Below are 15,908 nucleotides of genomic sequence, written 5' to 3'. Positions count from 1 at the left end.
TACGTTGTTCAGGTGTTTTTTGCATGGTATGTGGTCTTTGATAATCCCAATCAAAGTTACCATATTTTCTGAGCCAATTCAAAACAGTTGCATGGGATTGTATCCCATATTTTTGGCGGCAATGACTGATGGTGGACTCTCCCGATTCGACTTCTTTTACAATTTGAAGTTTTAAACTTAAACTGTAATCTTTCTGAGTGCGCTTTATATAAAGCGATTTTAATTGTTCTTCCATAACGATTCTTTTTTTTGTATCGCTATTTCAGGACTAGACAATAATTTAAATAAAGAGGCTGTCCTAAAAGTTTGGGTAGCCTCTAATTTTGTCGATTCTGTTCGTACCCCCGTCGGCTGGAGCGAGCGTCTCGCTCGTGTCCCGAACAAAACAAAACCACTGTAAAATTGCAGTGGTTTACTATTTGAGAAAACCGTTATATTTACCAGTACAGAGATCATTTAGGAAATGCCAGAGTAAGTTTTGCTAAAAACAGCGCAGGAGTTCTTGAAGTAACAGATACCAACAATTATTATCCATTTGGCCTCAATCATATTGAAGGAATGCTTAGTAGTTCTAATTTTGGAGGGTATTACAGTTATAAATACAATGGGAAGGAACTTCAGGAGACGGGAATGTATGATTATGGAGCAAGGTTTTATATGGCGGATCTGGGAAGATGGGGTGTGGTGGATCCGCTGGCAGAACAATATAGAAGATGGTCCCCATTTAACTATGCAATGAATAATCCTTTAAGGTTTATAGATCCTGATGGTAGAGGTGTAAGTGATGTTGTAATTACAGGAGATTTAAAAGATAAAGCTTTTAAGCAATTACAATCTAAAACAACAAATCTTGATTTAAAACTTGATGAGAATGGTAAAGTCACAGGTTCAGTAAAGGAGGGAGCAAAAGCAACAAAAGCTGAACAGAAACTTTTAGAAGCGACTAATGATCAGAGTGTCATAGTTAATTTAGAAGCGACAAGTGCAAATCAAACAGCTGATGGGAATTATATTGTAAGTGGTGCTTATGGAGGAAATAAGGTTGTTAAAAATGAAAATGGTGAAACGATTACTGAAGGTTATCAGACTTTAAATCCAAATCAGGCAGAAAAAGTGGATAAAGCAGAAAAATCGCCACAAGGTTCGGCAGCTTTACATGAAATTTTAGAAAGCTACATATCTGCATCTGAAACACCGGGATCTAATAAAGGAAATATACCCAATTACTTAAATGCACATAATAAAGCTAGTGCACTAGATCCAGATAGGATTAGAAACGGAATTCCAGGTAAAGATATAAAGAAAAATCGGGATGGATCAGTAACAGAAAAGATATATCTTGATATAAATGGTAAAAAATACCCTCTCTATGAAAATAAAGTTCCTAATTAAATTAATATTTATTAATTTAGTTCTTATTGTAACATCATCTTGTTTTGCGCAGGACAGGTCGAATATTTCTCCAGACAGTATAATATTTAATAAGATTATTAAGACATCTAATTTTTATATTTTAGAAATAAAAGGAGAAAAGAAAAGTTTTTTAATTTCCGAAAAGAAAGGAAAAAATCTCATTAAATGTAATGCTGTAAAAATAGGTATTTCATATAATTTAAAATTAAAAAAGTATTCTTTAGATAGAGCTATTACAAGTAGTGAGTATGATAATACTTCTATTTCTTTTGATAATCAAATTATTTGGAAAGGAAGTATTAATCACCAGCCTATATTGTATACATCTGATCAAATAATCAATCACTGTATACGACAATAAGTTCTCTACCATGCTGGCACGAACATCTATCTCCATCACTAGAACAAGAGTGTGGCTTATACCCTTAGACAAAACAAAACCACTGTAAAATTGCAGTGGTTTGCTATTTGAGAAAACTGTTATATTTACCAGTACAGATCATTTAGGAAATGCCAGAGTAAGTTTTGCCAAAACAGCACAGGAGCTCTTGAAGTAACAGATACCAACAACTATTATCCATATGGTCTCAATCATATAGAAGGCATGCTCGGTAATTCTAAGCTTGGAGGGTATTACAGTTATAAGTACAACGGGAAGGAATTGCAGGAGACTGGGATGTATGATTATGGTTGGAGAAGCTATATGCCGGATTTAGGCAGATGGGCTCAGATGGATCCCTTAAGTGAAAAAGGACATAACTTTTCACCTTATAATTATGCTATCAATAACCCAATTCGCTTTATAGACCCTGATGGTTTATGGATTACAATTACAGATGGAGATAACCAATACAGATACTCCAATGGGCAAACCCAGCATCAGGTCGATGGAAAATGGCAGGCAGTTGACCCAAGTGTATCTTTATCAGAGAATGTAGTAGGAATTGTAGCAGGACTACAAAGATTAGAACAGGTAGGAATAAATGGAGGAGATACTGGTAAGAAATTAGTATCCTATTTTGATAACGATAAAAATAATGTAAATATTATTTATCAAAAAGGAACATTTGATGCTGGAGTAGAAAAGTCAGATCCGATAAAGTTAGATCCCAAAATGACAAAATTCCTACCACAAACAAATGGCTATCAAGAGTCACCTTTTTTTGTGAATCTCGGACACGAATTAGCACATAAAGAAGATCCATCCAATTATATTATGTTTCCTAAATGGACAAGGCCAGATGTAAGCTCAGGAGAAATATATGCAAGTCACAAAGAGAATATGATCAGAGCTGAAAATGGATTACCATTAAGGGTTTCCTATTTAATAAATGATAATAATAAAGTAGCAACAGGGGTAGATGTTAAGACAATTCTTATTGATAGTGCGGGTAATAGTTTATATTACAATAATTATGGAAAAAACATACGCTTTAATATGAGAGGAGGTGGTTCACTTGAAGCTTATGATAATTATATAAGATGTGGTATGCCTTTGACAAATAGATTTAATTACTATGATAATGCTAAAAAACAAAAAAAATGAGAATCTTTTTAATATGTTTAGTTTTGCTTTTTACGACTTCCTGTAAAGCACAGAAAAATCAAAATCTACAATCAGACATTCTTTCATTCTTCAAAATAAATGACAAGGATATTCAGAATTGTAAAAAAGAGAGGGAAGAATTACTCAAACAGAAAATTTACACAACAACTATTGAAACTGTTTATGATCAGTGCATTGATCATTATAAATATTTTAATTTTTATAAAGATAATACTCTAAGGATGTTGGAAAAAACTTCTGATGAGAAAGATTTTTTAATTATTAATTATATTAGTGATAATTCATATTCTCCATACAGAACAAGAACTATTTTGAAAATAGATAATAACTACTATGGTTTAAAACATTATTTTAAAGATCAAAACGGTCAATTTGTTGATAAAGATGAGGAGTTTGAAGTTAGTAAATCAGAAATAGAGAATATTCAAAAAATTGAAGAATATTTAAAAATAGGTAGATCAGAATATGTAGGCGATAAAAGTGCAGGATTAATCGGTGCAAATACACATTGGTATATTGTAGTAAGAAATAATGGAAAAGTTAGAATGATTGAATTGTTTAGAATAAAATAAACATATCAAATGTCATAGCTTGTGCCCTTTGATAAAACAAAACCACTGTAAAATTGCAGTGGTTTACCATTTGAGAAAACCGTTATATTTACCAGTATAGGGACCATCTAGGAAATGCCAGAGTGAGTTTTGCCAAAAACAGCACAGGAGCTCTTGAAGTAACAGATACCAACAACTATTATCCATATGGTCTCAATCATATAGAAGGCATGCTCGGTAATTCTAAGCTTGGAGGGTATTACAGTTATAAGTACAATGGGAAAGAGCTTCAGGAGACGGGTATGTATAATTATGGAGCAAGGTTTTATTATGTCTAAATTTCCAACTAAAGAAAATGAATATATATTTAAATCGATTGGAAAAACTAATGAAGGAGATAGAGTAGCTGCTGAATCGAGTGCGAAGGCTATTAATTTTGTTTATGCTGCTAAATATAATACTACGATAATTTACAATAGTTCTAAGATAATTAAAGCTTATGAAGGAAAATATAAGAAAAATTAAGATTGTAATCATTTTACTTTTAATTTTTAATTTCAATTATTTAGAGGCTCAAACTAAAACTCAAAATTCATTATATCATTATTTTGATAAATGGATAGAGGACAAAAAAACGTTTAAATTTATTCAAATAAATTTAATGGTGGATTGTAAAAATAAACTCTTATTTACCGTTAGTAAGAAAGACCTATTGTTCTGTGATGAAAAGAAAAGTAGAATATACAAAACGTATTTTTATAAAGGAGTATTGATAATTTATGAGCTTGATGATAATATGATTAATAATAAGAATATAAATTTTTTTGATAGGTATTTACAATCTACAGATTATGATATAAAAATGTTACCAAAAGGAAATCAAAGTCTTATTAATGGCTATGTTCTATATTTTAAGAATAATAAATTAGTTACTAATGAAGAACAGATTAATTATTTCATGGAAAATAATTGTAAAAGTTCAGAATAATATTATTAATTTATATTGTTACTGATCTGATTTTAGCAGTCCGCTGGCGCGAGCGTCTCGCTCGTGTCCCCAATGAAGTTTTGTAAGAAACAACACAGGTGCTCTTGAAAACGGTTTATCAAATGAATTCAATGTTATAAATTTGTCAAAATCAGGTGTCTTCAGATTTAAATCGGTATTACAATACTATAAAAAATAAAATGAGAATCTTTCTAATATGTATTGCTTTACTTTTTACATATTCTTGTAAAGCACAGAAAAATCAAAATTTACAATCAGACATTCTTTCATTCTTCAAAATAAATGACAAGGATATTCAGAATTGTAAAAAAGAAGGTAATGAATTCCGCAAAAATAAATTTGATGAGACAACAATTAAAACTATTCAAGACGCCTGCACTGCGCGATTAGAATATTTAAATTTCTTTAGGTCAAATACTTTAAAGATGTTAGAGAAAACTTCGGATGAGAATGACTTTTTAATTATCAACTATATTAGTGATAATGTTCCTATACCGTATAGTACGAAGACAATTTTAAAAATTGATAGCAATTACTACGGTCTGAAACATTATTTTGAAGATCAAAACGGTCAATTTATTGATAAAAATGAGGAATTTGAAGTTAGTAAATATGAAAAAGAGACTATTGGAAAAATTGATGAGTATCTGAAAACAGGAAAATCAGAATATGTTAGCAATAAAAGTAATGGAAAAATTGGTTTACACACACATTGGAACGTTGTTACAAAAAATAATGGAAAGGTTAAAATGATAGAATTGTATAGAATAAAATAAACATCTCTACTGCCCTCGCTTGTACCTACCTGTGACAAAACAAAACCACTGCAATTTTACAGTGGTTTTAAGCTGCTATATCTATCACCAGAAGAAATTCCATAAGCCAATTAAGAGTAGGAGCTAGGAGTAGAAGAAATGGTGAGTGGATGAGAAGAATTATAAAAACTTCCTACTCATCAACTTCTCAAATTCATAATGACAGACTTTATAAAAACAGAAAAACCAGCTCCTGAAAGCTGGTTTTGTTATAATGTCGTAAAGTTCTGATTCTGTATTTTTTAAAGGTTAATTAGCAAACCATCCCTCATTGAAACAATAGCCTTGCTCTAAAAAATAACAGGTTTTTCCTGTTGCATTTTCACATTGTTCTTGTGTATCGTAAGGACGGTAGAACGGTGATCCAGGCCCCGGACATCCTTCTTTAGTTCCTCCTGTTACTGATTTTAAACCCTCTCTCGAAATTTTTGTAAGATTTTTCATGAATTAATTTTTTTGAGTTTTTTCCTACTCTTTGTTAAGCTTTTCAGATTCCGCTTTTAGTTTATCCCAAATTAGTGATTTTTTGTATATGACATTAAAATAATTATCAAAAATGGTCAGAATAAATTAATTTACTGTTTTGGGTTTTAAGATGTTGCTGACTTTTTGTGTATTATAATCAATCATCAGACTAAAAATGGCGACTCGTATTTCATCAAAAAACCACCGCAATTGCAGTGGTTGATCATCGCCCAAAAGAGCAATTATGTCTATGAAAATGTTCTATTTTAATTTAGAATTCTGTGCTGCCTGAATTCTCTCCTCAATAAGCCTCCAGTCATAAAAATGGAAGACTCTTCCATTGCTCATCGCTACGAATACTCCTTTGGGAAATTTCGGACCTAGATTCACATTCGTTACTTCTGAACCGTCGCTTTCGCTGGTAGAAACCGGGATTTCTGCAATTTTTCCCTTTGCAGGATTTTCTCTCAGATATACATTAAAAGTATCTTTCTGTTGGTTGGAAACCAGAATGTAGCCTGTTTGGGAAGAAGTAGGGTAGATGGAAATACCTTCCACATCAGATTTAAAATCACCCTTTCCGAAAACCAAAAGCTCTTCATTCCCTTTCGCCGGATCTGCGTAATACTGATGCACTCCAAATTGCTCATCAGAATAATAAATATACCCCATTTCATCATCTACAGCAATGCTTTCGATCTCTTTCAGTCCGCTGTATTTTCCAAACTTACGGACAACCTCACCTGTTATCTTTCCCTCTTTTTCGGAGAGTTGATACTGCCAAAGATAGCCATCAGCCGGGCCGGATTTTCTTCCTACCACAGCATGAATTTCTCCCGTTGCAGGGTTTTTGTACATCGAAATACCCATCGGATCACGCTCCGTTTCACCATCAAATACGGTAAATTCACCAACTTCCTTCAGATCAGGAAGGCTGTAGAGTTTTACGGTATTCGTTTCCCTTTCGGTGACGGCGGCAATATCCGTTTTCTTTCCGTTTAACATAAATCCATATTCCAGATCTACATTGTTTGGACGTTTTAATCCCGGAACCTTGTGGATGATCTTTCCGTTCAGATCGAAAGCATAAAGTCCGCCATCCGTATCTTTATCGGTCCCGATAATTATACTTTTTGAGGCATCTTCGGGATTGATCCAGATCGCCGGATCATCCGTATCATGCATAACGGTTTCTGTAATAACGGAAGGTTGTATTTTTTTTCCTAAATGTTGAGTGCTGCAGCTTACCACAAAAGGCAGAACTGAAACAGCGAATATAAATGGTATCTTTTTCATGCGTTTAAAAATCAAATTTCACCCCTAAAGTGAATCTCGGTCTGTAATATTCAACCTGTGCGGTTCTGCTCTGAATTCCCTGGTAATAACGTAACGGCTGATTCGTCAGATTATTGGCTTCTGCGAAAACTCTCAGCTGGCTTGTGATCTTGTAAGAAGCATTCGCATCAAGGAAAACCTGCTTGTCATAATAACGGTCTTCAAATGATTTACCACCCAATTCATCAATATAATGAGAAGCATAATTCATCGAAACCCTTGCTGAGAAACGCTTGTTTTCCCATGAAAGCGATCCGTTGAACATATGAGGAGCAGCGCCCGGAAGACCTACATCCGTTCTTTCCACGCCATCTTCATTGGTAATTCCTTTGGCTTTGGATTTTGTATAGGTATAGTTCACATAGACTCCAAGACCTTTCCAGAAGGCTCCCGGAATAAAGTCCAGTTGTCTCTGAAGTGCCACCTCAAAACCGTAAATATCTACATTATCACCATTACGCTGTTGGGTAAATCTCCAGTTACTTTCTCCCGAAGGAATAGGGTTGGACTGTCCCGCAAAATCATTCGCAAAATCTCCGGTTGTATAATTTCTTCTGGAATACGTATAAATAAAATCTTTAAGATTCTTGTAAAAAAGTCCTCCGGAAAGTATTCCCACCGATTTAAAGTATTTCTCCGCCATAAAATCGAAATTATAAGCGTATGTTGCCTTTAAATCCGGATTTCCGGCTGCGATGGTTTCATCTGCGGAAATAACGTTGAGATAAGGAACCAGTGAATAGTAATTCGGACGGGCCAAAGCTGTTGTAAATGCCGCACGAAGTACCAGATCCTGAACGGGAACATATTTAAACGACAAATTCGGAAGTACATTGGTATAGGTATTGGTTCGGTTGATTTTTCCTGCCAGATCCTCTTCATCCAACACATAATTTCCTGTATAGTCAATTTTTGTTGTTTCAAAACGAGCTCCCACAATCATTGAGAATTTGTCATTGAAATCCTGATCCCATCTGATGTATCCGGCATAGATATTCTCTTTCGCTGTATAATTACTGGAAAGGAATTCTTCAGGCTTTGATTCTCCTTTAAATAAATCAGGATTAAACAGATCCAAACCACCGATGTAAGATGGATTCACGAAAGTTCCCGGAACATAATTCCCCGGTTGGAAATTTTGCCCGTCAAAATGAACCGTAGGAACGGACAACAGACTTCCCATCGTATCTAAAGGTTCAAAAGCATAATAATCATTGTTTCGCTCTTTTTCCTTTAAACGCAGACGTAAACCTGCACGAAGCCTACCTTTTTGATTTTCAATAACAGAAAAAGGAAAACGGACATTCACCTTGGCGCCAAACTCTTTTTCCTGTGTAAAACTATTCGAATCCGAAAGATCGCTTAACTGATAAATGCCCAGATTATCTGCAGAAAGAGGCGTGATCATCGGCCTTCCCGGATCACTCAGGTCAGAGGAAAAATTCATCTTTCCATTTTCAAACTCTATATAACGTTCGTGAGGTTTCTTTTCACTTGCCGTGGCATAGTTCATAGACCAGTCAAGATCGATTTTTGAACCCAGAAGATGTTCTCCTCTTAATGCATAATTCTGTACTTTCTGTCTTTCAAGACGCGTATTGTCATTATCAGCATCTCCACCTTTATTTTGTCTGGTAATGCTGCCTTTCCATCCTGTGATTTCTGTTTCATCACTATTATAAACAGGTTTTACTTTATAACCTAATGCAAACCTGTTTTCCTTATCCGTTCTGAAATTGTACATCGCCGAAGCATAGATCTTGTTTTTGGAATTAAATTCATAATCCATATTCAGATCAAAACTGTGCCTGATCCGGTGTTCATTATAATAACGGACACCCATTTTGCTGACGTAAGCGGTCTGCGCAGCATCGTTGGCAAGACTCCATGTCGGTTCAATATTGTCTGAACCGAAATTATTGTTATTGTAGGAGAAACTCAAAACAGCGCCTAGTTTCTTATTTAAAAAACGGTTTCCATAAACGAATCCGGCTGTATAATTCCCTTTTTCACGGATTGGATTATAACCACCGGCTACCGTTGCTGAAATTCTCTGTCCGTTAGGAGAAGCCCTTGTGATCAGGTTGACAGATCCACCGATGGCATCGGCATCCATATCAGGTGTCAGCGTTTTATTCACCTCAATAGTAGAGATCATATCAGAAGGGATAAGATCCATCTGAACATTTCGGTTGTCACCTTCTGCGGATGGAATTCTGTCACCGTTCAAGGTTACAGAGTTTAGATTTGGAGCCAAACCGCGGATAATCAAGTTTCTGGCTTCACCCTGATCATTTTGTATAGTAATTCCGGGAACACGCTTTAAAGCATCCCCGATATTGGCATCAGGAAAACGTCCGATCTGGTCGGATGAAATTACATTCGTGATATTGGCATTGTTTTTTTGCTTATTTAATGCTCTGGCCTGGTTTTTAAGAGTAGCTCCCGTGACTACCACTTCTGCAATGGTAGTTTCTTTTCTGGTGAAAATAATATTTTGCTTTGTATTCTTTTCAGCTTCTACACTTACATTGTATTCGCTGGTTCCGTAGCCGAGATAATCTACTTTCATTGTGTAGTTTCCGGGAGGAACGTTCAGAAAGACAAAATTTCCATGATCATCGGAGGTTGTGTAGATATTCCCAGGTATCAGAGAGATCTTTGCACCCGGCAGGGATAATTTTGAATCATCATTGATATTTCCGGAGACAGTTCCGGTTTGTGCATAGAAAAACAGAGATGCACAAAATAAAACAGAGGTAAAAATTTTCTTCACTTTATACAGTATATTAAATCTGAACAAAATTAAACGTCTGTTTGGGAAACTACCTGAAATATAGATTACGATTATTTTAAGGATTTGTGAACAGTGTATAAAAAGCCGGACCGGACTAATAAATCATTAAGTCCGGCCGGCTGGTGAAAAAGTACTTTAAAAACTTATTATAATCAGCTTTTGATAGGATCAAGCTTTTAATAAAATCCCCCTGAAAAGAACTTTGGATTTTTAATGAAAACCGGCCATGAAGTAATTCAATCATTAAATCTGGCCGGCTATTAAAATATATTAAAATTTGCTAAAATGAAACTTTATAAAAACTATTGTTTGATAAATTTCTGACTAAGCTTTTGGCTGTCACTTTCTGCTGAAAGAATGTACGATCCTGCAGCAAGGCGTGAAATATTAATGGTATTTTCACCATTCACGGCATTCTGCGTTAATATCTGTTTTCCGGAAACATCATAAATTTTGATGACAGATGTTTTCTCTCCTTTAATGGTCAGATGTATATTGATCTGATCTTTGGCAGGATTAGGATATACTTTCAGTTGATCTCCCTTACCAGATGGCAGTTCGGAACCCGTGGCAGCAAATACTGAATTGGCTGCACTGTTGGTTACTCTGAGTTTATAACAGCTGTTGGCATTGAAACTCTGATATCCGTACACTTTTAAATAATAAGTCCCTGCGCTTAATGTTCTTGATATCTGCTCATTGCTTGTGTCTCCATTTTCGGAAAGCACCAATCTGGTTCCGTTGCTGTTTTGCAGTTCAATATCAATATCATGGGAAAGTTCCGTAAGGTTTACCGTGTAAGTTCCCTGAGCTACTGTATATTTATAGTAATCCAGATCTCCATTGGTTCCTATAGCAGCTTTGTAATCTGTATTGGTGTTGATTCCATAAGCTGCAGCTAAAGTGTTGTTCGTTTCATACGCCTGTGCACAAGAGGTAGATGGGCTGGCAACTGTCGTAAAGTTTGATGAAACGTATGCACTGGCTGCTGTTGTACTGCAGTTGGTTTTTACTCTCCATGTATAGCTGCTTCCTGCAGTAAGGCCTGAAATAGTTGTCGTTGTTGCTGTGCCTGTGTAGGCTGCTGTCCAGTTTGTAGCAGACCCTGATTGATATTCTACGGTGTAGCCTGTGTTAGCAGATGAGGAAGCTGTCCAGGAAAGGGTAGCGCCGCCAGTTGTAATATTGCTGCTGACCAGATTGGTAGGAACGTTACACGTTGGGGTTACAGGAGTTGTTCCTGAACTTTTCCCTGTTACAATCAGGGTATAGTTTTGTGAGCCTCCGGTTAAAGTCCCTTTATGAGTGACTACAACTGAATATTGTCCTGCAGGAAGTACCCCTGCATCTACACGCTCAAAATTGTCACTGTTATTGTCCTGCTTATTATTCGTAGATCTGGAAGTAAGTGCCCATGGGTAGTACGTTTGCCCGTTGGAACTTACAATACGCAAGTCAAGATCGTTGACCAATCTTTTGGTGGTGCTGTTTAGCTGGCTGCTTGAAGTTTGTGTGGCTCCCGGACGGTCATACCAAGAGATGGATGCAATAACCGGGCTTACTCCATCAGCATTAACAGATATCGTTTCTGTTCCTCCGGCTGATAATGTTTTATCAGAAATAAGTGCTGTAGTAGTTCGGTTATTAATGGTTTCCGCCATTTTCTTTGCATTAAGCAATCCCCACCCGAAATTCACATCGGGCCCTGCTGCACCTGCGTCATCGGCAGTATGCAATGCTAAACCTTTTAGTGCTGCTCCCAGCATGAAGTTTCCCGTTTGGTTTTTGAAATGTTCATTCACCAGCACCAGTGTTCCTGTGACGTTTGGAGATGACATAGAAGTTCCTGTGTAAGATTCATAAGCTGTATTGGAAGAAGATACAGGAGAATAAAGCTCAGTTCCGTTTCCTGTAATATCCGGTTTGATTCTCAGATCATCAGTAGGACCTTCGCTGCTGGAGGAATTTATGGATACGGAAACCAGATTCCCGGCACTATTGATATTAGCGTCATTGGCATTAGCTACAACAATAGTGTTTTTTGCAACAGCACCATCACTAAGGTTATCAAAAAGCCTTGAAGACCCTCCTCCAACAGGGGATGCATTATAGCCACTGCCACCACTGTTGCCTGCAGATTTACATACTACGTAATAAGGAGCATTAAACAGAACTCTATCGTATTCGGAAGAATAACCAGTATAGGCTCCAAATTGCCAGTCTTCAAGAAGATCAGGTCTATTCCCGTAAGAGTGATTGGAAATAATAAGTCCCTGCGATGCATCGATAGCCATTTCAGAAATATCATTATTCCAATCATATGATTTGATTTTCGATTTTGGGGCCATTCCTTTAGCTGCGGCGTTGACTCCACTTGCTGCAATTGTTCCTGAAACATGAGTAGCATGGTCCCGGTTCAGTTGACTAAAATTTGGATTTCCATTATCACCAGCTGTTACGCGCGTGCCAAATTCCTGATGGCTCATGCGGACAGTATCACCATCCCAAACACCAACTTGAATATTCTCTCCTGCCAGGTTCAATCCCAAAGACCCGCCCGAGTTCAAGTGATTGGCTCTTGTAGATTTGGCTGCTGCTACATTATTATTGGTGAAGTAGATGGGCTTTCCATTGACGATCTTCATTAATTCCTGCATAGAGCCGTCTCTGTTATTGATAATGACAGGAATATTATTTTTTTTGGCAAATTCCAGTGCTTCACTTTTTTCACGGGCAAATTGTACTGAATATTCCTGAGATAATTTTTCAAGTACAGTCACATTGGTTCCCTTGAGAATGTTTGCCCTCTCTTCTTGAGTCTGGGCATGTGCAATAGTAATACCGGCTGCAAGTAAAGCACCCAGCAAAATGGATTTCTTTTTCATAAATTTTTTTTTGGTTGTGGTAAATAGGATAAACTTTGTTCTGAACCAAATGTAATGTTTAGCGTATATGATTTTGATGTCGTAATGGGCGAGTTAATAATAAATGTTTTTTAAACTGTTTATTATTAATGTTTTATGTTTTTTTTAGTTAACAATAAAATCACTGAATAACAATATTTTTCCAGTTAAAATATCTTTTTAAGAAGATAAACAAGGACCCATATCACGCTAAAGTGAAGGATTTATTTTTGAGCAGGATGAATATGTCCAATTTGGAGAGAGATTTGGATATTTATTTTCAGATTATGATGTTTTTTAATTAGAATAAACCATTATAGCCTGAGTATTTAAAAAATTTTTATCAATTTGCAATCCAAAAAAATAATAGCCTTGAAAAAGATAGTTATGATGAATGAATTTCCAGATATTCTGTCAAATGAAAAAGGATATGATATCAGAAATATCTATTCATTTTCTAATGTCACAGAGAAGATTTAAGCCATTGAAAAAACTATTCAGCCATTTTGTATTCAGATTTCAACAGATATTCAGGATTTTTAATCTTGATATGAGAGTGAGTATACCTTTTGTAATCATTTTCATTGTTATGATCCTGGTAAAGCTGCCGTCAGATCATTATTATCCGGTTTTATTTTTCATGTCAGCACTTGTTTTCCATGGAGGAAGAAAAGACATTCCTTTTTTGAAGAAGGTTTTTGAAAAAAGCTGGCGGGCAGTTGTTGTGCTTGAATCCGCATTAATTTATACAGTTTTACTGATGGGTAATATTCATTATAAACTGGAAGAGGCCGGCTTGGCTTTATATATTTTGATCGTAGGATTTGCTTTTTTCTTTCCCAAAACGAACATTAATCCTGCTCTGAAATGGAATTTTGTTTCTAATCAGTTATTTGAATGGAAAAGTTTCCTGAGAAATAATAGCTGGTTGGCAATGGCAGGATATGGGATTGTTCTGGCTTCGTCTTATCATCCCGGATCACTTATTGTCGCTGGAGTTTTTCTGATGGATTACGTTTCAGATATCTATGAGCCTTATGAAAACAAGGAAATGTTTGAAATGTATTTTAAAAAGTTTAGCCTAAAAGAAAAAATAAGGAAAAATTCATTGTTTTTCAATGTACTTCTGCTTCCCGTTTATGTGTTCTTTCTGATTATAAATCCCCAAGACAGCTTGTATCTGTTATATTATTTTGCATTCATGAATTTGTATTTTCTTCTTATTATCAGCAGAAAATATAGACTTTATCACTATAAAGAAAAGAGAGGTTATTATAATATCAGTGTTTATATAGAATACATTTTCTGTAGTCTCACAGTAATTCCGGCCTTGCTGGTGTTGAAGAACGATATAAAAAAGGCAGAACAAAATATCAGAACCTATGTTGGAGATTAAAAATTTACAGGTTGAATTCAAAAACCAGAAAGTCTTAAAAGGGATAGATCTGTCCATACAGGAAGGGAATGTCATTGGTATCCTTGGAAAAAATGGTGCGGGAAAAACCACATTGTTTGATTCTTTATACCAAAGCATTAAATTCTCAGGAACTATCCACTGGCAGGACAAAATTCTGAAGAGGAGTTCTGTTTCTTATCTGGAGACGGAAAATTATTTTTATCCTTACATCACCGGAGAAGAGTATTTATCTTATTTTTCAGGTAAAAAAGGCATTAATTTTAATGAATTCACTGAAAAGTTCAACCTTCCTTTGACAAAATATGTGCAGTATTACTCCAGCGGAATGAAGAAAAAACTGGCACTGATTGGAATGCTGATGCTGGACAAGCCTATCAATATTCTGGATGAGCCTTTTAACGGAGTGGATTTTGAAGGTGTTCACATTCTCTACGATATCATTAAACAATTGAGATCAGAGCATAAAATAGTGATTATAAGTTCTCATATCATTGAAACTCTTTTCCATACCTGCGATAAGATCGCTGTGTTGCAGAATGGAAGGATTGAAAAAGTATATGAAAAGAACGAGTTTGATGAATTAAATACTTTGAAATTTTAGAATTACTCCATTAAACCTAAAAAACGATGAATGAAATATGGTCAAAAGAATTAATTGATCTGGCAGAAAAAGACCTGTCAATAAGAGAAAAATTGGTTGCTGAAGGTAAGCTTTCCCGTGGATATCATCCTGAAATGGAAAAGGTGCACAGGCAAAATGCAGATCGGCTACGGGAAATGATCAAAGCAATTGGATTTCCTACCATTTCAAAAGTGGGAGAGAAGGCAAGTGATGCCGCATGGCTTATCATTCAGCATGCTATTGGCGAACCTGAATTCATGAAAGCATGTTATGATTTGATGATTGAAAACAGTGGAGATATTAATCCGTCCAACATCGCTTATCTGTATGATAGAATCCAGGTTTTTCAGAGTAAACCACAGCGGTACGGTACACAGCTGACTGCAGAAGGAAGCATTTATCCTGTAGAAGATAAGAATATTCTGAACAATAGGCGGGTAGAGATAAATTTGCCCCTTTTAACTCAGGAAGAAATCAACAAAATTCCTTTAATAGAAGATATTCCGGAGATAGACGGTAAAGATCCGGATTATACATTTTGGAGAATCAAAACCGGATGGATTTCTGAGATAAGATAAAACAATACAATTTAAATAACTTCCGAAAATTTCTCCATAGATCATTCATTTATTTACTGCATATTTGTATAAATGCAAACAAATGATCTTAAAAATTATCAATTCTTTACTTATCCTGACGGCTGTTTTTATGGGAATAAAACAAGGAACAGCCATGGTTATGGGTAAACCGGAAATGACGGCCATGTTTGGAAAATGGGGCTTTAGCAAAACCGGACTGATGATCAATGGAGCAATAACCATCATCGCAGCGATACTGATTCTATTTCCTAAAACATTTGTCTGGGGAAATTTCCTGATGGCTGCCGGAATATTACTCATTATATGTTTTCAGCTACAAGACAGAGATTTTAAGGGAGCCATGATCGAAATTCCGTTTCTTCTTCTGAACCTGCTGATTATTTACCTTCAACACCCTTTAAAACAATAGATTATC

At 35.7% G+C, this 15,908-nt stretch carries 17 protein-coding genes; 12 read left to right on the top strand and 5 right to left on the bottom strand.

What is annotated here, in order from left to right; genetic code table 11:
- The coding region (locus BM143_RS23760) for a helix-turn-helix domain-containing protein (protein WP_139222049.1) at positions 1-235 on the bottom strand (235 nt) is incomplete at its 3' end.
- A 200-nt stretch (positions 236-435) separates the two neighbouring features.
- Between BM143_RS23760 and BM143_RS24265 the strand changes: the two genes are divergently transcribed.
- The 8 genes from BM143_RS24265 (at position 436) to BM143_RS13655 (ending at position 5,316) form a co-directional block, all read left to right on the top strand.
- Entirely contained in the window at positions 436-1,392 is a 957-nt protein-coding gene (locus BM143_RS24265; RefSeq protein ID WP_090024994.1) for an RHS repeat-associated core domain-containing protein, read from the top strand.
- Positions 1,370-1,774 carry a hypothetical protein gene (locus BM143_RS13685; RefSeq protein WP_090024993.1) on the top strand — a complete coding sequence of 135 codons (405 nt, stop codon included), beginning with the start codon at positions 1,370-1,372 and terminating at the stop codon, positions 1,772-1,774. The genes BM143_RS24265 and BM143_RS13685 overlap by 23 nt, the downstream gene beginning before the upstream one ends.
- A 243-nt stretch (positions 1,775-2,017) precedes the next feature.
- Complete coding sequence (locus BM143_RS13680; protein WP_090024992.1) at positions 2,018-2,959, top strand: RHS repeat-associated core domain-containing protein; 942 nt, start codon at positions 2,018-2,020, stop codon at positions 2,957-2,959.
- Positions 2,956-3,552 carry a hypothetical protein gene (locus BM143_RS13675; RefSeq protein ID WP_090024991.1) on the top strand — a complete coding sequence of 199 codons (597 nt, stop codon included), beginning with the start codon at positions 2,956-2,958 and terminating at the stop codon, positions 3,550-3,552. Before BM143_RS13680 ends, BM143_RS13675 begins: the two co-directional genes overlap by 4 nt.
- Positions 3,553-3,674: 122 nt before the next feature.
- Entirely contained in the window at positions 3,675-3,869 is a 195-nt protein-coding gene (locus BM143_RS13670) for a hypothetical protein (protein ID WP_090024990.1), read from the top strand.
- Positions 3,844-4,056 carry a hypothetical protein gene (locus tag BM143_RS24030; RefSeq protein ID WP_167375293.1) on the top strand — a complete coding sequence of 71 codons (213 nt, stop codon included), beginning with the start codon at positions 3,844-3,846 and terminating at the stop codon, positions 4,054-4,056. The genes BM143_RS13670 and BM143_RS24030 overlap by 26 nt, the downstream gene beginning before the upstream one ends.
- Positions 4,031-4,519 carry a hypothetical protein gene (locus BM143_RS13660; protein ID WP_090024988.1) on the top strand — a complete coding sequence of 163 codons (489 nt, stop codon included), beginning with the start codon at positions 4,031-4,033 and terminating at the stop codon, positions 4,517-4,519. Before BM143_RS24030 ends, BM143_RS13660 begins: the two co-directional genes overlap by 26 nt.
- A 200-nt stretch (positions 4,520-4,719) precedes the next feature.
- Positions 4,720-5,316, top strand: coding sequence for a hypothetical protein (locus BM143_RS13655; RefSeq protein WP_090024987.1), 597 nt, complete (start codon positions 4,720-4,722; stop codon positions 5,314-5,316).
- 288 nt (positions 5,317-5,604) lie between these two features.
- Here the strand turns inward: BM143_RS13655 and BM143_RS13650 are convergent, their stop codons facing one another.
- The 4 genes from BM143_RS13650 to BM143_RS13635 form a co-directional block, all read right to left on the bottom strand.
- On the bottom strand, positions 5,605-5,799 hold the full coding sequence (locus BM143_RS13650; protein WP_090024986.1) for a bacteriocin-like protein: 195 nt from the start codon (positions 5,797-5,799) through the stop codon (positions 5,605-5,607).
- A 282-nt stretch (positions 5,800-6,081) separates the two neighbouring features.
- Positions 6,082-7,116 carry a phytase gene (locus tag BM143_RS13645; RefSeq protein ID WP_090024985.1) on the bottom strand — a complete coding sequence of 345 codons (1,035 nt, stop codon included), beginning with the start codon at positions 7,114-7,116 and terminating at the stop codon, positions 6,082-6,084.
- A gap of 4 nt (positions 7,117-7,120) precedes the next feature.
- Complete coding sequence (locus BM143_RS13640; protein WP_090024984.1) at positions 7,121-9,931, bottom strand: TonB-dependent receptor; 2,811 nt, start codon at positions 9,929-9,931, stop codon at positions 7,121-7,123.
- Between the two features lie 323 nt (positions 9,932-10,254).
- The gene (locus BM143_RS13635; RefSeq protein ID WP_090024983.1) at positions 10,255-12,837 is read right to left on the bottom strand and encodes a S8 family serine peptidase; all 2,583 of its coding nucleotides are present in this window, start codon (positions 12,835-12,837) and stop codon (positions 10,255-10,257) included.
- 607 nt (positions 12,838-13,444) lie between these two features.
- Here BM143_RS13635 and BM143_RS13630 point away from each other — a divergent pair.
- The 4 genes from BM143_RS13630 to BM143_RS13615 all read left to right on the top strand — a co-directional run bounded on the left by BM143_RS13630 (position 13,445) and on the right by BM143_RS13615 (position 15,902).
- Entirely contained in the window at positions 13,445-14,251 is an 807-nt protein-coding gene (locus tag BM143_RS13630; protein WP_139222048.1) for a hypothetical protein, read from the top strand.
- Positions 14,238-14,873, top strand: coding sequence for an ATP-binding cassette domain-containing protein (locus tag BM143_RS13625; RefSeq protein WP_090024981.1), 636 nt, complete (start codon positions 14,238-14,240; stop codon positions 14,871-14,873). The genes BM143_RS13630 and BM143_RS13625 overlap by 14 nt, the downstream gene beginning before the upstream one ends.
- A gap of 26 nt (positions 14,874-14,899) precedes the next feature.
- On the top strand, positions 14,900-15,472 hold the full coding sequence (locus BM143_RS13620; protein ID WP_090024980.1) for a DUF6624 domain-containing protein: 573 nt from the start codon (positions 14,900-14,902) through the stop codon (positions 15,470-15,472).
- Positions 15,473-15,554: 82 nt separating this feature from the next.
- Positions 15,555-15,902, top strand: a complete 348-nt coding sequence (locus BM143_RS13615) for a DoxX family protein (RefSeq protein ID WP_090024979.1) — start codon at positions 15,555-15,557, stop codon at positions 15,900-15,902.
- The last annotated feature ends 6 nt before the right edge of the window (positions 15,903-15,908 follow it).

This window comes from Chryseobacterium oleae (assembly GCF_900115055.1).
GTDB classification, from domain to species: Bacteria; Bacteroidota; Bacteroidia; order Flavobacteriales; family Weeksellaceae; genus Chryseobacterium; species Chryseobacterium oleae.
This window is presented reverse-complemented; position numbering and strand designations above follow the sequence as displayed.